The following is a 21,177-nucleotide window of genomic DNA, read 5'->3' as shown; positions in this document are numbered from 1 at the left end:
TGCTTGCGGGGCGCGGTGACTCCCCGGAAGCCGTGGCTGCGCGTCGGACGCGGGGAGCGCGCTTGACCTCGGAGAGCGTGGAGCCGGCGTGCACGCCGCGCGGAGTGCGGGTGCGGCGGGGTGAGTGGATCATCGCGACCCCGTCTTCAGGATGATCGACCGTCCGCGTGAGCGCTTCGGGGAGCTGCGAAGCTCGGCTTCAGGTCGTCCAGACGGTTGAAGTGGCGCCGCCCACTACGCGGCCTCGCTTGATGGTGGTTCGGTGGCCGGGGGCATTCCGGAGCACGTCGCTGAGGTGGGTGGCCGAGAACAGCACCAGGTCCGCCACGGCTCCCACATGGATGCCTTCGGCGGGTGCGCCGACATAGTGCGCCGCGTTCACCGTCACCATGTCGAAGACCTGCCTGAGCTGCTGGTCCGACCACATGCGGGCGGCGATGGCGGTCACCATGGCGACCTCCGCCGGATCGAGGCGGCCGAACGGGAACCACATGTCGTTCATGTTGTCGCCTCCCGCGGCGACGGGGACACCCTGGGCGAGCAGGGACCTGAGACGGGCCACTCCCCTGCCTGGGGGGCAGGCGGAGTCCCCCACCAGCAGCAGGTTGCCCATCGGGCAGACGCAGACGGCGATCCCTGCGGCGAGCACTGCTTCGACGACCTCGGTGGCGGTCGTTTCGTCGTAGGCGTCCAGGGCGCAGCAGTGGCCGGCCCGGACGCGGCCGATGAGGCCGGCGTCGATGGTTCTGCGCGCGAGTTCCTCCAGGTCGCGCTGGGCGGGGTCGTAGCTGTAGTCGCAGTGGACGTCGAGGTCCGCGCCGGTCTCCGCGGCCAGTTCGACGAGCAGGTCGAGGTGCCGGAGCCGGTCTTGGGGCTCCTCCACGTCGGGGGCCCCGCCTAGTACGTCGGCGCCCGAGGCCAGGGCTTCGCGGAGGAGCGGAAGTGCTCCGGGGTCGCGGACGATGCTCTCCTGGGGAAACGCCACGAGCTGGATGTCGATCAGGTCGCGGTGGCTGTCCCGCAGGTCGGCCATGACGCCGAGGGCCGACAGTCCGCCCACCGGGTCGACGTCGACATGGGCGCGCAGCGTTCCCACGCCGTGGCCGACGGCGAGCCGGATCGCGGTGGTGGCGCGGTCCCTCAGATCCTCTGGGGTGTAACGGACTTTGGCGTACCGGGTGCGCTCGAGCGCGGCGTCCAGAGGGTGGTCATGGTCGCTCGGTGGCAGGTCCGGGTGTGTGAGCGCCTTGTCCATGTGGAAATGGGGTTCGACGAAGGCGGGCGCCAGGAGCCCGCCCTCGGCGTCGATGATCTTCGCGGCCGGCGGGGCCGGGAGGTCGCCGATCGCGGTGATCCGCCCGCCGGCCAGGTGGACGTCGACCGGGGCGGTCGAGTCGAGCAGGCGGGCGCCGCGGATCAGCAGCGGTTCAGGTTCCGGTGGCATCGGGCCGGCCCTGTTCCGTGCCGAACCCGTCCAGAGCGCTGCGCTCCTCCAGGGTCGTCAGTTCCTCGAACAGCGTGATCTGCACGCCGCCGGGCGCGTCCAGGCGGGCGTTGAGCGACTGCCAGGGGGTGACGGTGGGCGGGGCGACGGGTTCGGCGCCCGCGTCCAGCAGCCGGTCGTTGACCGAGCGGGTGTCGCCGACCTCGAACGCGACCCGGAACTTCGGTGCGACCTGCCGGCCGACCTCCACTTCGTCGATGAGCCGCTTCTGCGCCGGGTTGGCGATCTCGAGCGTGGCCCGGCCGGCGTCCAGGATCACCACCTGGGCGTCGCCCTCGCCGGAGAACGCGGCCTGCTCGGGGAGGCCGAGCGCGTCGCGGAAGAAGGCGACGGCGGCCTCGTAGTCCTCCGCCTCGATCACGAGACGCAGTTGGCGGACGGTCGGGGCGTCATCTCCATCGGCGGTCATGGCAACTCCTCTGCTTCGGGGTGTGCGGACGTCATTCCGACAAGGCCCCGGCCCAGGGTGGCGGGGTCCCTGGGCGCCCACCGGCCGTGGGTGACCTTGTCCAGGAAGTCGTCGAGCACCGCGTTGAACGCCGCGGGCTCTTCGAGGTTGAGCGTGTGGCCGGTACGCGGCAGCACCGCCAGGGCGGCCCCGGGGATGGTCCGCTTGAGCATGACCTTGACGTCGAGGCAGCCGTCGTCCTCGTCGCCGACGACCAGCAGCACGGGGGTCCGCACCACCGCCAGGCGGTCGCGCAGGTCGTACAGCGAGGGACGTTCGGCGAGGACCTGGGAGAACGTCAGCGACATGCCGATCGGGTCCCGTCCGGCCAGCCGTTCGCCGAACGACCGCCATCCGTCGGGGTCCTTGAGCCGGTACTGCACACGCGTGGGCCCGTTCTGGTAGGCGTCCGCGGCAGCCCGCACGTCCTCCCGGAACATGCGGGCGGCCGTGCGCGCCTCTTCGGTGAACCCGGCCCGCTGGTGCGGCGCCGAGCCGTACCCGGCTCCGGCCACCGTCGCGCTGAGGCAGCGTTCCGGGTGCTGCAGCGTCAGGTGGACGGCGCAGAAGCCGCCCATCGAGAGGCCTACGACGTGGGCGGCGTCGAGGCCGAGCCCGTCCAGGACGGCGATCGCGTCCTGGACGGCGATGTGCTGCCCGTAGCTGTCCGAGCCGACCGGGACGTCGGACGGCGGGTAGCCGCGCGCGTTGTAGCGGACGCAGGTGTACCGGTCGGCGAAATGCGCCACCTGCGCTCGCCAGTCGTGCAGGTCACCGGCCACCTCGTGCAGGAAGAGCAGGGGCGGGCCGGCCCCTGCCACCTCGACCGCCAGGCGGGTGCCGTCGGGGGTCGTCACGGTGGTCATTCCGGTGCCTCCCCCGCCCGGGCGGCCTTGAGCGCGGCCCACGCCGGCCACACATGCCGCATGAGCTGGAACGCCAACGCGGTGACGGGCATGGGGAAGTCGCCACTGTCCGCTTCCCGCTGCACCGACCGCATGTCCTTCAGGAGGATGTCGAGGTCCTCGCCGGGCACGTAGTGCTCCCACCAGGGCTTGACACGCCGCCAGTTGTCCACGACCCAGCTGCCGCCCACGCTGACCGAGAGCATCTCCATCAACTGGTCTTCACCAACCCCGAACTCGTCGGCCAGACGGATCGCCTCGTACACGCCCATCATGTTGACGCCGAAGGTGAGCTGCACGGCGAGCTTGGCCGCCTGGGCGGTGCCCACCTCCTCGCCGACATGGAAGATGTTGCGGCCCATGAGGTCCAGGAGGGGGCGAAGCCGCCCGAACACCTCGGGTGCGGCCGACACCATCAGCGTCAGTGCGCCCGCCTCGGCGCCCCAGGGCCCCCCGGACATGGTCGCGTCGACGGCGGTCACGCCGTGTCCGCCGAGTTCGGCCGCCAGCGCGCGCATCGTGGCGGGGTCGAGGGTGCTGGCCACGACGACGGTGAGCGGACGGCCCTCCCGGGCGACGCCGTGCTCGCCGAGCAGGACCTCGCGGGTCTGCGCGGCGTCCCGCACCACGGACAGGACCACGCCCGAGGACGCCCTGGCCGCCTCCAGGGGGGAGGCCACCAGCCGGACGCCCGCCTCGGCGGCCTTCTCGCGGCGTTCCGGCGAGGGGTCGTATCCGTGTACTTCGTGGCCGCCCTTGACGAGGTTGCCGGCCATTCCGAGCCCCATCGCGCCGAGGCCGATGAAGCCGATGCTCTCCGTCATGTCCGCTGCGCTCCCTGGGATGCGAGGCCGGTGGCGGCCGCCGGCAGGTCGACGACCAGCACCGAATCGGCCGCCGCGGGCAGTTCGCGGGCCAACTCGGCGTGCCGGGGGTTTCGAAGGTAGGCGTCACGGGCGCGCTCACCGGGGAAGGCGATGGCGAGCCCGGTCGTGTAGCCGCCGCCGAACGGCTCGATGCTCACGTCGGGGCCGGCGTAGACGTCGCCGGCGCCCAGTTCGGCGGCGAGCGCGGCGAGCCGGGAGGTGAGGTCGTCCGCCCGTGCCTCCTGCCCGTCCCGGGGCCTGACGAGCACGATGTGGACGAGGCTCATCGGGCCGACTCCGCTCCGGCGAACGGGCTCACGCGGGGTTCTCCGCGGAACTGCACCGTCTTGTACTCGGTGAACTCCCGCATCCCCTCCTCGCCGCCCTCGCGTCCGAAGCCGGACGCCTTCACGCCGCCGAACGCCAGCGCCGGTGACCCGTCGCTGGCGGTGTTCACCCAGACGGTGCCGGCCCGCAGCTCGCCGCTGACCGCGAAAGCGCGGTCGAGGTCCCTGGTCCACAGGGACTGGGCGAGGCCGTACTCGGTGGCGTTCGCCAGCTCGACGGCCTCCCGGTCGGTGCCGAACGTCGTCACCGACAGGACGGGCCCGAAGACCTCCTTCTGGAACACCGGCGACTCGCGGTCCACGGAGGCGATCACGGTCGGCCGGTAGAAGGCGCCCTCCGCCAGTTCGGGGTCGTCGGGTGGACTCCCCCCGGTCAGGACCTTCCCGCCGGCGTCGACCCCGGCGAGCACGGCCGCGTGGACCCGGTCCCGGTGCTCGTGGTGGATGAGCGCCCCGATGTCGGCCCGAGGGTCGTCGGGCATCCCCACCCGCAGCGCGGACGCGCGGGCGGCGACGGCGGCGGTGAAGTCGTCCGCCACGGTCTCGTCGACGAGCAGCCGCGAGCTGGCGACGCACGACTCCCCCTGGTTGGCGAAGGCGGCGAAGACGATGCCGTCGGCCGCGGCTTCCAGGTCGGCGTCGGCGAAGACCACGTTGCCGGTCTTGCCGCCCAACTCCAGCCCGACCCGGGTGAGGGAGTCGGCGGCCGCGCGCATCACCTCCCGGCCGACGCGCGTCGATCCGGTGAACGAGACGTAGGAGACCAGGGGGTGGGTCACCATGGGCAGCCCGGCGCCGGGCCCCGTGCCGGTGACCACGTTCACCACCCCGGGCGGGAAGCCCGCGTCCTCGCAGCGGGCGGCGATCTCCAGCGCGCTGCCGGAGGTGAACTCCGACGGCTTGACCACCACGGCGCATCCGGCGGCCAGGGCGTAGGGGAGCTTCTGCAGGAGGACGAGCGCCGGGAAGTTCCACGGGATGATCAGCGCGGCGACCCCCACCGGTTCCCGGGTCGCGAGCGCGGTGTACGCGGGCGCCAGGCCGGTGTAGGCCTCACCCTTGGACGTGCGGGCGAGCGCCGCGGCCTGCCGGACGTGCGCGATGCCGAGTTCGATGTCGCCGCGCGCGAACGCCAGCGGCTTCCCGACCTCCTCGGAGTCGAGGGCGGCGAGCCGGTCGGCGTCGTGTTCCAGAAGTGCGGCCAGGTTCTCCAGGAGCCCGGCTCGGGCCATCGCGGGGGTGCGCCGCCATTCCGCGGATGCGAACGCCCGGGCGGCGGCGCAGGCCGCGGCGTCCACGTCGTCCGCCGTGCCGGCGGCGTAGCGGGCCACGACCCTGTTCGAGGCGGGGGCGCGTCGTTCCAGGAGCGGGCCGTCGACCCGCTCTCCGGCGATGTGGTGGCCGTGGACGCGGACGGCGGTGTCAAGGGAGCTCATCGGCTCAGCTCCACGATCTCGCTGCCCGCGATGTGCGGAACCTGGCCCCGGCCTGCCTCGACGACCGCCTGCCATTCGGGATCCTCGCGGAACGCCGTCCAGCGGGTCTCGCGGTCGTGCTCGTCGGCGAACTCCAGGACGTAGACGAGTTGCTCCCCCTTGGTCAGCCGCCGCAGCCAGGGGCCGTGCGCGGTGATGCCGTGCTTGGCGAACAGGGGCAGGCTGGTGCCGGTGAACTGGTCGAGCAGCGCGTCGGTGTGGCCGGGCGTGATGGTGTAGTAGCGCAGTTCTGCGATCATGTGGCCTCCTCGTCGGATTCGGTCAGGTCCAGGCGGCAAGGACGTCCCCGGTCGCCGCCACCACGGCGAACCGGCTCTCGGCGGTGCGGAGCGCCGCGGCGTGCAGACCCATGTCCCACGACGCGCAGGCGTCGGCGGCGATCGTGACGTAGAAGTCGCGGGCGAACGCCTCGCGGGCGGTGGTGTCCACGCAGACGTTGGTGGAGACGCCGCAGCAGAGGACGCTGTCGCGTCCCAGGCTGCGCAGGATCAGTTCCAGGTTGGTCCCGGTGAAGCCGCCGTAGCGGTACTTCTTGACGACATGGTCTCCGGGGCGGGGCGCGACCTCCTCGGCGATCTCCTGCCCCCAGGATCCGTCGAGGCAGATGTCGGGGGCGGAGTACGCGGCGCGTGAGCGCGCGTCCCGCCACACCGGTGAGTCGCCGGCGCCGCCCGGCAGCGTGGTGTGCTGGCTGTGGATCACGGTCACCCCGGCGTCGCGGGCGGCCTCCGCGAGGTCGGCGGCGACGGGCAGGATCCGCTGGGCGTGGCCGACGTCCCGGCCGCCCACGGTGGCTGTCTTGCCGCGCGGGTGGACGAAGTCGTTCGACAGGTCGATGAGGATGAGCGCCGTCCGGTCCGGCCGCAGCCGGTCGGCCAGCGCGGCGGTCGCCGTCATGACAGTGCCTCCGCGGCTCGCTCGACCGGGTTCGACCGCCGCTCCTCCCGGCCGGGCGGCGGGGTCCGGCCTTCCGCGGTCGGGAGCGCGGCGACGAGCCACCGCCGGCCGAGCCGGTCGGCCGCGGCGGCCGGGTCCGCGGCGGGTGCCATCAGCGCGTACAGGCCGCGCCTTCCTTCCAGGCCGGTGACGGGAGCGGTCATGCCCGCGCCGGCGAGCCGTGCGGCCTCCAGTCCGTTGCGGGCGGCCATGCGTCGCTGGAACGTTCCGAGCGGGGTGTCCGACAGGATCTCCAGTCCGGACGCCTGGGTGACGGCGATGCCGACCGCGCGGGCCGTCGCCTCCCCGTCGAGGCCGTCGTGGCGGGCGGCGGCGCAGGCGGACCCGACGAGCACGGCCGCGCCCACCGGATCCCACCCGCCCACGACGTGGCCGTCCAGCGAGCCGCGCACCCGCAGAGCGGGTTCCAGCCCGGCGGCCAGACTCTCCGTCGCGCGGGCGTCGGCGCTGCCGGCGTGATGCAGGACCGCGCAGGCGACCCAGTAGGCGACCGCCGCCCGCTGGTCGCGGACGGACGCTGACTCCAGCCCGGACAGGTTCTCGCACAGAGCCGTCGCGGCGGCGGCCACGGCCGGCGGCACGGGCGTCCCGGCGACGAAACCGGCGATGCTCAAGGTCGTCCCGGTCATCGGGCCACCGCCTCCCTCCGGGTCTCCTCCAGCAGCGCCTGGACGGTCCCCGGTCCGGACCCCTCCCCCAGGCGCGCGACCGCCTCCCAGATCGCCCTCGCCCGTCCGGGCGCCAGGGCCTCGGCCTTGCCGATGAGCTCGTCGTCGGTCAGCGGGCGCAGCAGGCTTCCCCGCGCGTGCTCGACGGCCGACACGACGGTTCCCTGCTCGACGGTGTGGATCTCCAGTACGGCCGATTCCCGCGGCATGCGGGGTTCCGGGCACAGCTCGACGCGCGCCCGCAGGCGGGCCAGCACCGGGTCGGCCACCGCCGCGTCGCCGAACTCGGCGAGCCCGCCGGTGCCGCGGGCCAGGCCGGCGGCCACCCCGTGCACCGCCGAGAAGCGCGCCTGCAGACCGGTCCGCGGGTCGAGCCGCCCCATCAGCTCCGGAACCAGCGGGTGGCAGCGGTAGCGGATCCGGACGACGTCCGCCGGGGCCACACCGCGGTCGTGGGCTCCGACGGCCGCGTCGATGCCGGGGTGCGCGACGATGCCGCAGGGGTAGGGCTTGAAGGTGTTGTCGGCGAGCTCCCAACGCGTCCCGAACCCGTCGAGAAGGCGGCCAGGGGACCGCCCCCCGGGCGCGAGGGCGCGCAGCAGCCCGCCGGTGTCCGGGAGGACGGCCGCGGCGCCCGCGGTGAACCGGCCGCGGACGGCCTCCGCGGCGGCCAGTACCCCGCCCGCGGCCGCCTTCCCGGCGTGGAAGGGCTTGACCTCGGTACCGAACGCCTCCCGGTGCCCGAGCGTCTGAAGGGACGCCAGCCGGAGTGCGGCCGCCAGCCGGTCGCGACCGGCCGCGCCGAGCAGCCCGGCGGTGACCGCGGCTCCGACGACCCCGCAGGTACCGGTGATGTGCCAGCCCCGGTCGTAGTGCTCCGGACTGACCGCCAGGCCGAGCCGCAGCTGCACCTCGCAGCCGAGGGCGAAGGCCGCCGGCAGGTCCCGTCCGGAGGCGCCGGCGGGCCAGCCCGCCGCCCATGCCGCACCGAGGACGCTCGCTCCGGGGTGGATGACCGTCACCAGGTGGGTGTCGTCGAAGTCGTCCAGGTGCGCGGCGAATCCGGTGATCAGCGCCGCGTCGGCCGGGCTCGCGTTCCCGCGCACCCCGGGAGCCGCGGGCACGCCGGTCGGTGCGGCCAGGGCGGCGGCGAGTCTGCCGACCTGGGGGGAGCCGGACGCTCCCAGGGCCACCGCCAGGACGTTGAAGAGCGTCCGGCGCGCGGCCTTCGCCACCTCGCCGGGGAGCGGCCGGGAGGCGGCGTCGAGCACCGCCTCGGCGATCTCCTCGTAGGAGGGTTCGGCACCGGTGGTCATGTGCTCGGCTCCAGCCAGGTGATGGCGCCGAAGGAGACGGCCAGCTGGGCCAGCCCGGCGTCGGAGGCCCCGTGCCAGTGCTCCTCTCCCGGCTCGATCCACACGATGTCGCCCCCGGTCACCTCCAACGGGTCGCGGCCGCGGCGCCCGACGAAGCCGGATCCCGCCACGATGTGGATCACCTGGCCGTCGGCGTGGCTGTGCCAGTGGCCGCGCACGCCCGGGTCGAGCCGGATCAGCGCGGTGGTCGCCTTGCCGGTGGGGCACCCCTGGACGGAGGAGCTGAACGCGGCGCCGGTGAAGCGTTCCGGTTCGGGGACCGGTGCGGGGTCCTTCAGCAGATCCGCGGTACGGAAGAGCTTCACGCCATGACCTCCCTCTCGTGCGGGCCGTCGGCGGCGGGTTCGACGGAGACCTCGGTGAAGCGCCGCATGGTGTCGACGAGGGCGGTCTCCGCAGGCAGCCGCTCCATGCTGGACGCGCCCAGGAAACCGGCCGCCCCCGGGACCATCCGCAGCACTTCCTGAGCGTCGCCGGGCGTGGCGATCGGTCCTCCGTGGCACACGACCAGCACGTCCTCGCGCGCGGACTTGGCCTCGTCGCGGATCTCCCGCGTCCGTGCCGCCGCGTCCGCCAGCGACATGGGGGACCTGGCACCGATCATCCCCGCGGTCGTCAGCCCGACGTGCGCCACGACGATGTCGGCGCCCGCGGCGGCCATGTCGCGCGCCTCCTGCTCGGTGCGCACGTAGGCGGCCGTGATCAGGTCCATCTCGCGGGCGGTGCGGACCATCTCCACCTCCTTGTCGAAGCCGTAACCGGTGGCCTCCAGGTCCGCCCGCACGCTGCCGTCCAGGAGGCAGACCGACGGGAAGTTCTGCACCCCCGCGAACCCGAGTTCCTTGAGCTGCCGCAGGAACAGCGGGATGTTCTTGAACGGGTCCGTGGCGCAGACGCCGGCGAGCACCGGTGTCCTGCGCACCACCGGGAGGACCTCCGCGGACATCTCCACGACGATGTCGTTGGCGTTGCCGTAGGGCATCATCCCGGCCATCGACCCGCGCCCGGCCATACGGAACCTGCCCGCGTTGTAGATGACGATGAAGTCGACACCGGCCTCCTCCGCGCATTTGGCGGACAGTCCGGTGCCGGCGCCCGCGCCGATCAGGGCGCGGCCCGACCTGACCCGCTCGTGGAACAGGGGAACGTGCTGCTGGCGGCTCATTGCCGTTACCTCCAAGTGGGTGTGGGACGGGCTTCCTCCCCGCCCGGTCACGGGCGGCGCTCCGGCGGTGCGTCGGGGGGCAGCCGGTAGAGGGGCGCGCGTTCGGCGACCGGGTCGAGCAGGCCCTCCTCGACCACGACCGCGATCTCTCGCGGATCGACGATCTTGGCTTCCTGGAAGGGGTACTTCAGCAGCGCGGCGACGCGCGGCGACATCAGGTAGCCGCCCGCGACGACCAGCGTCAGCACCTCGTGCAGTTCCGGCCGCCGTTCGGCCAGCCGCTCGACCGCCGCGAGGTCGAGGGCGGGTCCCAGCTCGTCCAGCGCCCGCAGCAGCGGCGGGACGAGGTCGGGCCGCGCCTTGACCACCTGGTCGAGCAGGCCGGTGTGCACACCGGCCTGCGTCCCGGACGGAAGCCCCGCGCCGGCCTCGATCAGCGCGTCCGCGACCTGCCCGAGCCTCCGGCGGGCCTCCGGCGGCACGGCCCCGTCCTGTGTCTTCCCACTCTCCGCGCTGGTCATGAGGCCACCTCCACTTCGCGGCGGCGGGCGACCAGGGACCGGGCGCAGCGCAGCGCGTTGGCCGCGATGGTCGCGGTGGGGTTGACGCCGGAGGACGTCGGGAAGACCGAGCCGTCGAAGACGTAGAGGTTGGGCACGTCATGGCACTGGCCGTGCGGGTCGACCACGGAGGCCTCACGGTCCTCGCCCATCACGGCCGTGCCCATCAGATGCCATCCGGTGCCGCGCAGACCCGAATTGAGGATCTTCTTGGTGGCTCCCATGGCGTCGAGCACCTCGGAGAGGCGCTCCAGGTGCCAGGCCATCATGGCCCGCGTGTTGTCGGACGTGCGGTACTGGATCCGCGCGCCCGGGACTCCGTCCGCGGTGGTCGCGTCGTCCAGCAGCACCCGGTTCGCGGGGTCGGGCAGGTCCTCGCAGATGACGCCCCAGATCGCCGAGCGGCCCAGCCGTTCGCGCAGCAGCCGGGTGAAGTTCGGCCCCCACACCGGTTCGTCCCCCCAGGTGCCCGGGAGCATGAACGACAGCGGCGCGCCGGAGGGGATCAGGTTCCATTTCGCGCCGCGCACGAAGCCGCGCGACCGGTCGGTCTCGTAGAACTCCAGGGAGTGCAGGTACTGGCCGAGCGGCCCGCGCCAGGACTCCAGGTCCTCGTCGAAGATCCCGATCGCGTTGCCGAACGGGTGCATCATGAGGCGCCTGCCGACCAGGCCGCTGGAGTTGGCGACCCCGCACCCGTCGGCCGACGCGAGCATGATGCGGGGCGTGCCGATCGCGTTGGCGCACAGCACCACGACGCCGGCGCGAACCTCATGGCGGACTCCGCCGGCGTCGAGGTAGGTGACGCCGGCGGCGCGGCCCCGGTCGTCCAGGAGCACCTGCTCGACCGTCGCCCGCACCGTCAGGCGCACCTGGTCCTTGGCAAGGGACTGCCAGTGGGTGCGGTCCGCGGACGCCTTGGCTCCGGTGGGGCAGCCGAACGGACAGGCCGTCCGCTGCGCGCACGCGTGCAGGGGGCCGTACTCGGCGGTGGCGATGGCGTTGCTGCCGGGCCACCAGTGCCAACCGAGCCTGTTCAGCGCCTCCGCGCCCCGCCGGCCGAGCTTGTTGAGCGGCACGGGCGGCAGCGGCGGCGGCGTGCTCGGAGGGAGGGCCGGGTCGCCCTCGAGCCCGCTGACGGCGAACTGCCGCTCGACTTCGTCGTAGTAGGGCTCCAGGTCCCAGTACCCGATCGGCCAGTCGTCGCCGACACCGTCCATGGTGCGGGTGCGGAAGTCCGAGGGCAGGAAGCGTTCCCAGTGCGCCGCGTACAGGACGGTGCTGCCGCCGACACCGTTGTACATGAGGGCGGTGACGTCCGACTCGGCGTCGTCGATGGGATAGTCACCGCCGGCGCGGCGCTGGTTCGGATCCCAGTTCCAGTGCTTGCGGGACACGAGTTCGAAGTCGGCATGGCCCGCGCGCGCCTTCTCGTAGTCGGGCCAGTCACCCTGTTCCAGGCACGTGACCCGCATCCCGGCGCGGGCGAACTCCTGGGCGGCGACCGCGCCCGAGGGGCCGGCGCCGACGATCAGGACGTCGCAGTCGTCGCGCACATCCCCGTCCTTTCCTTCGTTTTCCTCCGGGCCACCCGCACCAGTCGTTTGGGCGGGATGTCCATCACGGTCGGCGGCTACCGCTCCGCCGGCGTCCCGGCGAGCCGGGCCAGCAGCAGTCGCGCCGCCTGCTCGCCGAACGCCGGGGTGTTCAGTGCCGCCGGGGAACGCTCCACGGCGACGTGGGGGGCCAGGGAGCCCAGCAGCGCTCGTTCGAGCGCCGCGTCCGCCTCGGGCCAGTGGAACGCGCCGCCAGGCTCCGACAGGGCTGACGTCCCGCCGGTGGGCAGCAGCAAGACGACCGGTCCGCGCGCGGCCGACAGCTTCGTGCCGAGCCGCTCGCCGAGGACGGCGGCCTCCCGCGGATCGGTGCGCATCAGCGTCGCCGTCGGGTTGTGCGAGTAGAGCCGCCGCTCCCGGTACGGCTCCGGTACGGTCTCCGGCGCCCCGAAGTTGACGACGTCCAGCGCTCCGGTGGACACGACCTGCGGGATCCCCCGCCGGCCGGCGGCGGTCAGGCGGTCCGGCCCCGCACTCGCCACGCCGCCGGCGAGGTCGTCGGCCAGCTCCGTCGTCGTCAGATCGAGAACCCCCGACAGCCATCCGTCCTCGGCCAGCGACTCGAGGGTCCTGCCGCCGAGCCCGTTGGCGTGGAAGACCAGGACGTCCAGGCCCCGCGACTCCAGTAGCCGGCAGGCTCGCGACACGCCGGCGGTCGTCACCCCGAACATGCTGGCGGCCACCATCGGCGTTCCGTCCCCACCCCTCGCGGACGGCACCGGGTGCCCCAACTGGGCCGCCAGCATCGCCACCGAGCGTTCGAGGACGAAGCGGCTCACCGTGTTGAGCCCGGCGATGTCCACGATGGAAGGGACCAGGAGCAGATCGCTGGCTCCCACGTGGGGGCGGGTGTCACCGGAGGCCATCGTGGTGACGATCATCTTGGGCACCCCCAGCGGCAGCGCCCGGAAGCCCGGAGCAAGCACGCTCAGCGCCCCCGAGCCGCCCATGCCGAAGGCGGCGTCCGCCTCGCCCGCATCCCGCAGAGACCCGAGCAGGGCGGCCACCCCCTCGGCCATGGCTTCCAGCGCCTCCGCCCGGGTGGCGAGCGCGGCGATCTCCCGGTGGTCGCGGGACGCGGCCCGCGCCACCTCCGAGCGGGTCACGTCGGGCCGGGTCTGCGGCTCCCCGCGGACACCCGTGTCGACCAGCAGCGGACGCATGCCCGCGGCCGCCAGCAGGTCCCGGACGTAGGCGTACTCGGCGCCCTTGGTGTCGAGCGCTCCCGCGAGGACGACCCGGCTCACAGCGTCCGCTCCATGATCACTGGTGGCTGCTCTCCCCGGCGCCGCTTGATCACGACCGTGGCCGAGATGGCGGCGATGGTCGCCGCGTAGGGCAGCATGAGCACGAACTGCGGCGGCAGGACGCCGTTGAAGTCCAGTTGCGACTGGATGCCGAAGGCCAGCGCGGTCCCGAAGAACAGCGCCGCGGCCGAGACTCCGACCGGGGCCAGCCCGCCGAGCAGGACCGCCGCGAAGGCGAGGTAGCCGCGGCCCTGCGCGATGTTGTCGGAGAAGGACCGCACCTGGGCCAGCGACAACTCCGTGCCGGCCAGCGCGCACAGCAACCCGGCGACCTGCAGCGCCGCCATCCGGTAGAGGTCCACCGGGACGCCGGCGCTGCGCGCCGCGAACGGGTCGCTGCCGCAGGCGCTGAGCTTCAGCCCGGCCCGGGTCCGCCGGAGCGTCCACCACGACAGCCAGGTCAGCGCGAACGCCGCGAACGTCAGCACCGACAGGTCGGCGAGCGGCCCGCCGAGCGCGCCGAGCGGCCGCGGCAGCCCGACGGGCGACTCGATGGCCGCCTCGGTGTCGAAGAAGGCCACCAGGGCGTAGCCCGTCGCCCCGGCGGCGGTCATCGACAGGCCGAGGCCGACGATAAGCACGTTCGCCTTGAAATGCGTGACCAGCACCCAGAACAGCAGGGACAGCAGCACGTTCACGACGATGGCGGCGGCGATGGCCGCGAGAACCGACCCGGTGCGGATGGCGGTGGCGGTCGCGACGAACGCGCCGCTGAGCATCAGCCCCTCCAGGCCGAGGTGCAGGACGCCGCTGCGCTGGGCGAACATTCCGGCGAGCGCCGCCAGCCAGATGGGCGTGGCGGCCTGCAGGCAGGTCCCCAGGAAGTCAACCACGGGAGTTCACCACCTCCGGATCGCGGCGGGCGGGCCCACCGGACGGATCGCCGGCGCGGGCCGCGGCCCGCGTCCGCCGGCGTCTCAGCAGGGCGGGCACCGTGGACACCGTGATCCACAAGGCGACCATCCCGTTGAGCATGTCGAGACCCGCCTGCGGCAGGTCGCTCACGACCGGCAGATAGATCGTGGCGGCGCGCAGCGCGCCGAAGAACACCGCGGCCAGCAGCGTGCGGAGCGGACCGAACGTGCCGACCAGCGCCACGATGACCGCCATGAAGCCGACCATCGGCGAGAACCCGACCCGCAGGCCGCCCGACGGGCCGTACGCCTCGACGGCGCCCGCGAGCCCGGCCGCCGCACCGCTCAGCGCGAAGACCACCAGGCCGACCCGGGAGGCGCGGATGCCCATCCACTGCGCCATCACCGGGTTGCGTCCGACGAGGCGGATCTCCAAGCCGAGCCGCGTACGGCCGGTCAGGACCACGGCGCCCGCCACGAGCAGGGCGCACAGGATCAACAGGGCGGGCGAGACGCCGCTGCCGTCGCTGAGCCGGAAGGCCCCCGGCAACTGGTCGGTCGTGGCCGCCTGGCCGGTGCCGTCGCGGCTCTTCAGCGGGCCGGTGCAGACCCACTCCAGCAGCAGCACGGCGATGAAGTTCATCATCAGGCTGGTGACGACCTCGTCGGCACCGAGCCGCGTCCGCAGCACCCCGGGCAGCAGCGACCACAGCGCGCCGAGCGCGATCCCCACCGCGAAGGCGCAGGGGACCACGACGAGCGCGGGACCGTCCCGCCACCCCAGGCCGACGACGAGGGAGCCGATCGCCCCGACGTACATCTGTCCCTGGGCGCCGATGTTGAAGTAGCCGGCCTGGAAGGCGAGCCCGACGCCGAGCGCGATGATGAGCAGCGGAATGGCCCAGCGGATCGTCTGCGTCCACGCGGCCGGCGAGCCGACGCTGCCGTCGATCGTCCCCGCGCCGATCGCCCCCACGTCATAGCCGGACACGGCGAATATGCCGAGGACCAGCAGCAGGGACGCGCCGATGACCGCGACGGGCCGGGCCGCGGCCGGCCTTGGCCGAAACCTCACGCCGCCTCACCCCTCACCATGGCGCCGCCCACCCGGTCCAGATCGAAGGGCCGGTCGAACTCGGCCACCACGCGCCCGGCGAACATCACCAGTACGCGATGGCACACCTCGAACATCTCCTCCAGGTCCGCGCTGACGACGAGGACGGCGGCGCCGGACGCGGCGGCGTCCACCAGCGCCGCCCGCACGTCACCGGCCGCGGCGATGTCCAGCCCGCGTGTCGGGTGCGCGGCGATGAGGACCCGCACGTCACCGGTGATCTCGCGCGCCAGGACGGTCTTCTGGACGTTGCCGCCGGACAGGTTCCCGGCCGGCTGGGTCTCGGCCCGGTACGCGACCCGCCAGCGGTCCAGCGCCTCCCGGCACCGTTCCCGCAGGGCCCTTGGATCGAGCATCGGCCCGTCCCCGGCGCGCCGCGGGGCGGCGTGGTTCTCCCACAGGGCGCTGCTGAGGCTGACCCCTTCCACGTTGCGTTCGAAGGGGATGACGCGCAGGCCGCGGTCGCGGCGCCGCCGCACCGAGGCCCCCGAGACGTCGGCGCCGGCCAGGGACACCGTCCCGCCGCGCAGCGGCGCCATCCCGACGAGCGCCTCGACGAGGCTGCGCTGCCCGTTGCCCTCGACACCGGCGACGCCCACGATCTCTCCTGCGCGGATCTCCAGCGACACGTCGACCGCGGCCGCGTCGTGCGACCCGGACCGCGCGTTCAGCCGGGTCGTGCTCAGCACCGCCGGGGCGTCCGGCGCGGGTTCGGCGACGGCCGGCACCTCCTTGACCGATGCGCCGCCGATGATGGCCCGCGACACGTCCGCCGGCTCCAGGTCGCCGATGGGCGTCGGCTCCAGGACGAGCCTGCCGGCGCGCAGCGCGGTGACGGTGTCGGCGACCGCGAACACCTCGTCCAGCTTGTGCAGCACCACGATCACGCACAGGCCCGCGGCGGCCAGGTCGCGCAGCCGGTCGAACAGCCCGCGCATCGCGGGCGGCGGCAGGACCGCCGTGGGTTCGTCCAGGACCAGCACGCGGGGGCCGGAGGCGAGGGCGCGGGCGATCTCGACCGCCTGCATCGTCTCGATCGGCAGCCTGCCGATCAGGGCGTCCGGGGCCACGGCGGCTCCCCCGTCCTCCAGCAGCGTCCGCGCCCTGCGGTGCAAACCTGCCTTGGAGAAGCCGCCGAGGGGGCGGTGCTCGTCGTTGAACAGTTCCAGTGCCTGGGCGACGGTGAAGTCCGAGGGCAGCGCGAAGTGCTGATGGACCAGTTCCACGCCCTGTCTGCGGGACTCGGCGACATTCCCTCCGGCGAGCAGGTGCTCTCCCACCCGGACGGTGCCACCGGAGGGTTCGACCAGACCGGCCAGCACCCGCGCGAAGGTGGTCTTGCCGGCGCCGTTCTGGCCGACGATGGCGTGCACCTTGCCCGGTGTGAAGGTCCCGCTGACTCCGTCGAGGGCACGGAAGTCACCGAAAAGTACCGAGACGTCCTGGCAGGTGACGGGTGCTCCGGCGCGGTGCGCGCCGCCCGCCGCGGCGGGTCCGGTTCTCTCGTGTGGTCGGGCTCGCATGGCTCGCTCACACGTTGTCGGTGTTGACGGGCACGTCGACGGAACCGTCGATGATCTTCTGCTTGGTCTCGCCGACCTTCTGGAACGCCGAGTCCAGGTCCGGGGCCCCGGCGCCGGCACGGAACATCTTGGCGCGTTCCAGGAAGGTGCCGTCGTCGGCGAGACCCGCTTCGCTGCCACCGGGCTTCCAGGACCCGTCGGCGATGGTGAGCACCCGCTTGGCCATGGTGGCGCCGTAGTGCTGCGACGCGACCGCGATCACACTGGTAGCGGTCTGGGCGCTCTCCGCGTTGTCGTAGATGACGAAGGCCTTGGCCTGGTCGGCGGCCTTCACGACGCCGACCGAGGAGCCGCCCGCGTAGGCGAGGACCACGTCGACCTTGTTGTTGAACATGGTCTGGGCGATCTGCTGGCCCTTCACCGGGTCGCCGAACGACCCGACGAACGCGCTCTTGACGGCGATGCCGGCGCGGGTGGCCTTGGCCCCCGCCTCGAAGGCGTGGTAGTCGGCGTTCAGCGAGGGGATCGCGGTTCCGCCGATGAACCCGACGACGCCCGTCTTCGACACGGTGGCGGCCAGCACGCCGGCCAGGTACGAGGGGCCCTGCGTGTCGAACGAGACCGTCTGGACGTTCGGCATCTCGGGCTTGTACGGGTCGGAGTAGATGTGCACGAACCTGGTCTTGGGGAAGTCGGGCGCCACGGTCTTGAGCACCTGCGTGAAGTCCGAGAACGACACGACGATCACCGGCGTCCCCGACTGGGCCAGGCTGCGCAGCGTCGACTCGTGCGAGGAGGGGTCGGGCGCGGCCACGTGGCGGGTGGTGTAGCCGGCCGCCTTCAGCGTGTTCAGACCGGCGATCAGGTTGTCGGTCGGCCCTCCGTCCCCGGCCTTCTGCGGGGTGACGAGCGCCACCGACTTCTCGTCTCCGCCTCCCCGCTGGTCTCCGGTCCCGCATCCGGTGAGCGCGAGAGCCGATGCCAGGCTCGCGGCGACGAGGAAACGACGGCGGTTCAGCGGCCCTGTTCCGAGACGCATAACAGGCTCCGTTCTGTCGGCCCGTTCACCGACACGGTCCTTCGTCCGCCGGGTCCTGCGCCCGACGGTTCTGCGAACGTACACGGCTGTCATCCTGGTGTCTAGAGGATGTATGCATAACAATCAGTACGCTTGCTCTGGAACACCTGGCCGCAGCAGACGGAGAGGCCGTGCCCGCGGGGCGTCGCACCGGCGCGGGCACGGCGGGCGGGATTCAGCCGGTGACGGTCACGCGAGCGCCGTCGAACGCGATGACGGTGTCGAGATCCGCCGACTCGACGGCCAGCCGGTCCGCTATACGGCGGGCGTTCTCCGGATCCGCCAGGACGGGGAGCCCGTGGTCGGCCGTCATGATCGGCACCAGTGACACCTGCGGGACGTCTCCGGCGGCCAGGTCGACGACCGTGATGAAGGCGTCCCGGCTGAACGCGTCGTAGATCTCCTCGATCTCCGGGGTGATGTTCTCCCTCGGCTGCTGGGCGACGAAGTTGCCCGGGCTGTACACGATGACCCGGTCCCGGTACACCTCCACCCCCTGCGGGGCGTGCACGTGATGGCCGAGGACGAGGTCGGCCCCCGCGTCCACGAGCGCGTGTCCGAACACCCGCTGGTACTCGGCGCGCGCACTGCCGAACCCGAATCCCCAGTGCACGGTGACCACCACGACGTCGACGCGTTCCCGCAATTCGCGCACGCGGCCGATGACCCGCTCGTGGTCGGCCGCGCGCACCCGAGTGCGGATGACCGGGGGCACGCCCGGTTCCTCCAGTTGGAACTCCCCGTTCACCACCCACTCGGTCTCCACGTGCACGGGAGAGATGCCCGGCTTGGACGGGCCGGCCGCGGCCCCCAGCGGCAGCAGGCAGGACCACGCGAGGAAACCCACGCGGCGGCCGGCGAGCTCCAGGACGGCGGCCTCCTCGGCGGCCGCGAGATCCTCTCCCGCACCGATCGCCGTCACTCCCGCCGAGCGCAGCCTCCGCACGGTGTCGTCCAGGGCGTCCCAGCCGTAGTCGGAACTGTGGTTGTTGGCGAGCGTCGCCACCTTCAGGTTGAAGGCGGCCAGCTCATGGACGAGCTCCGGACGCGCTCGGAAGTTGAGGATCCGGTCGGAGGGGTGACCCCGGTCGGAGAAGGGCAGCTCGACGCTCGACAGCACGCAGGAGGATGCTCCGAGCACCTCCTGAAGCGCGGTGAAGCCGGGGTCGGCGGGTACCTCGGCCAGGGACTTGGTGAGGACGATGTCACCGGTGGCGGTCAGATGGGAGATCACGGGCGGCGCCTTCCTGCACTGCGGATGGTCGCCGTACCGGCGCGCACCGTCGAAACGGCGGTCATGTCCGGCAATGCCGGACCAGACGGTACGGCGGTGAGAACGGACGTAACGGTGTCACGCTCGCCTAACACAGTCAATACGTTAGGAGTACAATCAGCGCGCGTCTCCAGCCACGGTCCCAGCCCCGGCACCGCACACCCCGGGGAGGAGCCGAGTCCGCGAAAGGCCCTGGCGCAAGGGGCTTACAGCAGGCATCGGGCGCTCCCGGATCCCGGTTGGCCCGCCATCAGTTATGCGTACTGGTAAAGTGTTTGCGTGATGCTTGAGGTGCAACGGCGGATGGCGACCCTGCGAGACTCATCGGGGAACGGGCGGCCGCTCTACGAACGAGTGGCGCACGAGATGTCCCAGGCGATCCGGGCAGGCGAGCTGCGTCCCGGTGAGCGGCTGCCCTCCGTCCGGCAACTGGCGACCGACCTGGGCCTCAGTGTCACGACCGTCATGAGCGTCTACGCCCGGCTCGGCGACCTCGGCCTGGTCCACGGGGAGGCCGGCCGCGGCACGTTCGTCAGCGAGGCTCCCGACCTTCCGCAGACGGCGCCGCCCCCCAGCGGCGGTGAGACCGTGGCGCCCGTCCGCGGGGGGAGCGCCTGGCGACGCCAGGTCCTCGCCCAGACCGAGGCGCGCCTGAAGCACAGCCATCCCACCGCGCGCGACCTCACACGCGGCGGCCCGGACCCGCGGCTGCTTCCCTTGGCCGTCGTCAAGCGCGCCTACCGGGACGTCGCCGCCCGGTTGCGGGCGCAGGACCTGGAGTATCCGGCGACGCTGAGCACCGAGCCGGAACTGGCCGATGCCCTCGCCGAACGGCTCGCCCGCGACGGGATCGAGACCGATGCCGACGACATGCTCGTCGCCAGTTCCACGCAGCAGTTCCTGGCGCTGCTCGCCATGCTGCTGCAACGGCGCTCCCCTGGCGAAACCGTCCTGGTGGGCGTCGAGGAGCCCGGTTACCAGACCGCCATGGACACCCTCGAATTCCACGGACTGGGACTCGTCCCCATGCCGATGGACGAGGCGGGGGTCACCGTCGAGGGCCTGCTCGGTGCCGTCGACGCGGGTGTCTCGGCCGTGCTGTTCACCCCGCGCGCCCACAGCCCGACCGGCTGCTGCTGGACGGTGCAACGCCGACGCGCGCTGGCAGACGCCCTCGCGCCCCATCCCGACGTCTGGATCATCGAGGACGACCAGTTCGCCGAGGCCGCGACCCTGCGACCAGGCTCGCTGTACACCGATCCCCGGCTACGGGACCGCGTCGTGTACCTCCGCTCATTCTCCAAGTCCATCGCCCCTGACATGCGGCTGGCGGTGGCCCTCGCCAAGCAGCCGATCCGCCATCCGCTCACGCTGGCCAAGTCCTTCGCCGACGGATGGACGTCCCGGACGTCCCAGCGCGTACTCGCGGCGACGCTCACCGACCCCCGCCTCGACGAACTTCTCACGGAGGCGCGCACCGAGTACGCACACCGCCGGGCCGCCGTCCGCGAAGCCCTGCGGCAGACCAGCGCCTCCCGGCAGATCGGCCTGTTCGTCCCCGAGTACGACACCGACGGTCTGCACGTCTGGGTCACGCTCCCCGGTGGTTGCGATGCCGATCGGGTGGTGGAAGCCACGGCGCAACGAGGGTTCTTGCTGGCAGCAGGGCAGCCCTTCTTCCTGTCCCCCGGTCACCAGCGCCACCTGCGGATCAACGCGGGCGCACTTCCCGCGGAGCACGCCTCGCAGCTCGCCGCGGCGATCGGCGAGGCCGTCGTCGGCCTGATGGGCCAGCCCACCGCCCTGCTCACCCCCTGACTCGGCAACCGACCGCAGGGCGCCTCCTTCAGCTTTCGTTCGCGGGCTAGCGCGGCGGCTGCCGTGCCTGCTTGCGGAACTGTGCGGGCGATGAGCCGACCACGCGGCGGAACGCGGTGCTGAACGCGCTCTCGGACGGGTAGCCCGTGGCCCGTGCGAGCTCGGATATCGACAGAGTGGCGCGGGCGAGGGCGTCGCGCGCGAGGCGTGCGACAACCACGTTGCAGCAGGTCACCCGGGCCATAGCCTCAGTCCGCAGGGCGGACTGGGGCGTTGTGCGCGACGTGGTGGGCCCCGCAGAG

General features: G+C 72.8%; 22 protein-coding genes. 1 reads left to right on the top strand and 21 read right to left on the bottom strand.

Annotation, left to right across the window (positions count from 1 at the left end; translation table 11 throughout):
* Positions 1–199: 199 nt before the first annotated feature.
* From FKD65_RS41415 to FKD65_RS41320, 20 genes are all read right to left on the bottom strand, one after another.
* Entirely contained in the window at positions 200–1,444 is a 1,245-nt protein-coding gene (locus tag FKD65_RS41415; RefSeq protein ID WP_141585289.1) for an amidohydrolase family protein, read from the bottom strand.
* On the bottom strand, positions 1,428–1,913 hold the full coding sequence (locus tag FKD65_RS41410; protein WP_141585287.1) for a VOC family protein: 486 nt from the start codon (positions 1,911–1,913) through the stop codon (positions 1,428–1,430). Before FKD65_RS41410 ends, FKD65_RS41415 begins: the two co-directional genes overlap by 17 nt.
* Entirely contained in the window at positions 1,910–2,818 is a 909-nt protein-coding gene (locus tag FKD65_RS41405) for an alpha/beta fold hydrolase (RefSeq protein ID WP_141585284.1), read from the bottom strand. Before FKD65_RS41405 ends, FKD65_RS41410 begins: the two co-directional genes overlap by 4 nt.
* Positions 2,815–3,681, bottom strand: coding sequence for an NAD(P)-dependent oxidoreductase (locus tag FKD65_RS41400; protein ID WP_141585282.1), 867 nt, complete (start codon positions 3,679–3,681; stop codon positions 2,815–2,817). The genes FKD65_RS41405 and FKD65_RS41400 overlap by 4 nt, the downstream gene beginning before the upstream one ends.
* Complete coding sequence (locus FKD65_RS41395) at positions 3,678–4,010, bottom strand: Dabb family protein (protein ID WP_141585280.1); 333 nt, start codon at positions 4,008–4,010, stop codon at positions 3,678–3,680. The genes FKD65_RS41400 and FKD65_RS41395 overlap by 4 nt, the downstream gene beginning before the upstream one ends.
* Positions 4,007–5,506: an aldehyde dehydrogenase family protein gene (locus FKD65_RS41390; protein WP_168221365.1), complete on the bottom strand. Its 1,500-nt coding sequence runs from the start codon at positions 5,504–5,506 to the stop codon at positions 4,007–4,009. The genes FKD65_RS41395 and FKD65_RS41390 overlap by 4 nt, the downstream gene beginning before the upstream one ends.
* A complete protein-coding gene (locus FKD65_RS41385; protein ID WP_141585276.1) occupies positions 5,503–5,805 on the bottom strand; it encodes an NIPSNAP family protein in 303 nt (100 codons plus the stop codon). The genes FKD65_RS41390 and FKD65_RS41385 overlap by 4 nt, the downstream gene beginning before the upstream one ends.
* 22 nt (positions 5,806–5,827) lie before the next feature.
* A complete protein-coding gene (locus tag FKD65_RS41380; protein ID WP_141585273.1) occupies positions 5,828–6,463 on the bottom strand; it encodes a cysteine hydrolase family protein in 636 nt (211 codons plus the stop codon).
* Positions 6,460–7,152, bottom strand: a complete 693-nt coding sequence (locus FKD65_RS41375; protein ID WP_141585271.1) for an MmgE/PrpD family protein — start codon at positions 7,150–7,152, stop codon at positions 6,460–6,462. The genes FKD65_RS41380 and FKD65_RS41375 overlap by 4 nt, the downstream gene beginning before the upstream one ends.
* The gene (locus FKD65_RS41370; protein WP_141585269.1) at positions 7,149–8,507 is read right to left on the bottom strand and encodes an MmgE/PrpD family protein; all 1,359 of its coding nucleotides are present in this window, start codon (positions 8,505–8,507) and stop codon (positions 7,149–7,151) included. Before FKD65_RS41370 ends, FKD65_RS41375 begins: the two co-directional genes overlap by 4 nt.
* Entirely contained in the window at positions 8,504–8,872 is a 369-nt protein-coding gene (locus FKD65_RS41365) for a cupin domain-containing protein (protein WP_141585267.1), read from the bottom strand. Before FKD65_RS41365 ends, FKD65_RS41370 begins: the two co-directional genes overlap by 4 nt.
* Positions 8,869–9,732, bottom strand: coding sequence for a phosphoenolpyruvate hydrolase family protein (locus FKD65_RS41360; protein WP_141585265.1), 864 nt, complete (start codon positions 9,730–9,732; stop codon positions 8,869–8,871). Before FKD65_RS41360 ends, FKD65_RS41365 begins: the two co-directional genes overlap by 4 nt.
* A gap of 47 nt (positions 9,733–9,779) precedes the next feature.
* Positions 9,780–10,253 carry a hypothetical protein gene (locus FKD65_RS41355; RefSeq protein ID WP_141585263.1) on the bottom strand — a complete coding sequence of 158 codons (474 nt, stop codon included), beginning with the start codon at positions 10,251–10,253 and terminating at the stop codon, positions 9,780–9,782.
* Positions 10,250–11,848, bottom strand: coding sequence for a GMC family oxidoreductase (locus tag FKD65_RS41350; protein WP_205718458.1), 1,599 nt, complete (start codon positions 11,846–11,848; stop codon positions 10,250–10,252). Before FKD65_RS41350 ends, FKD65_RS41355 begins: the two co-directional genes overlap by 4 nt.
* A 77-nt stretch (positions 11,849–11,925) precedes the next feature.
* Positions 11,926–13,155, bottom strand: coding sequence for a Tm-1-like ATP-binding domain-containing protein (locus FKD65_RS41345; protein WP_141585261.1), 1,230 nt, complete (start codon positions 13,153–13,155; stop codon positions 11,926–11,928).
* Entirely contained in the window at positions 13,152–14,048 is an 897-nt protein-coding gene (locus FKD65_RS41340) for an ABC transporter permease (RefSeq protein WP_141585259.1), read from the bottom strand. The genes FKD65_RS41345 and FKD65_RS41340 overlap by 4 nt, the downstream gene beginning before the upstream one ends.
* Complete coding sequence (locus tag FKD65_RS41335; RefSeq protein WP_141585256.1) at positions 14,041–15,144, bottom strand: ABC transporter permease; 1,104 nt, start codon at positions 15,142–15,144, stop codon at positions 14,041–14,043. The genes FKD65_RS41340 and FKD65_RS41335 overlap by 8 nt, the downstream gene beginning before the upstream one ends.
* A complete protein-coding gene (locus FKD65_RS41330; RefSeq protein WP_141585254.1) occupies positions 15,141–16,706 on the bottom strand; it encodes an ATP-binding cassette domain-containing protein in 1,566 nt (521 codons plus the stop codon). Before FKD65_RS41330 ends, FKD65_RS41335 begins: the two co-directional genes overlap by 4 nt.
* Positions 16,707–16,713: 7 nt before the next feature.
* Entirely contained in the window at positions 16,714–17,745 is a 1,032-nt protein-coding gene (locus tag FKD65_RS41325; protein WP_168221364.1) for a BMP family ABC transporter substrate-binding protein, read from the bottom strand.
* A gap of 214 nt (positions 17,746–17,959) precedes the next feature.
* A complete protein-coding gene (locus FKD65_RS41320) occupies positions 17,960–19,018 on the bottom strand; it encodes a CapA family protein (RefSeq protein WP_168221363.1) in 1,059 nt (352 codons plus the stop codon).
* A 342-nt stretch (positions 19,019–19,360) separates the two neighbouring features.
* Here FKD65_RS41320 and FKD65_RS41315 point away from each other — a divergent pair, with 342 nt between their 5' ends.
* Positions 19,361–20,875, top strand: coding sequence for a PLP-dependent aminotransferase family protein (locus FKD65_RS41315; RefSeq protein ID WP_168221362.1), 1,515 nt, complete (start codon positions 19,361–19,363; stop codon positions 20,873–20,875).
* Positions 20,876–20,921: 46 nt separating this feature from the next.
* Here FKD65_RS41315 and FKD65_RS46035 read toward each other — a convergent pair whose 3' ends face one another.
* Entirely contained in the window at positions 20,922–21,095 is a 174-nt protein-coding gene (locus FKD65_RS46035) for an AraC family transcriptional regulator (protein ID WP_240809851.1), read from the bottom strand.
* Between the last annotated feature and the right edge of the window lie 82 nt (positions 21,096–21,177).

This window comes from Actinomadura sp. WMMA1423 (genome assembly GCF_006547145.1).
Classification (GTDB): domain Bacteria; phylum Actinomycetota; class Actinomycetes; order Streptosporangiales; family Streptosporangiaceae; genus Spirillospora.
The sequence above is the reverse complement of the archived record's forward strand: the minus strand, read 5'-3'. Positions and strand labels throughout refer to the sequence as shown.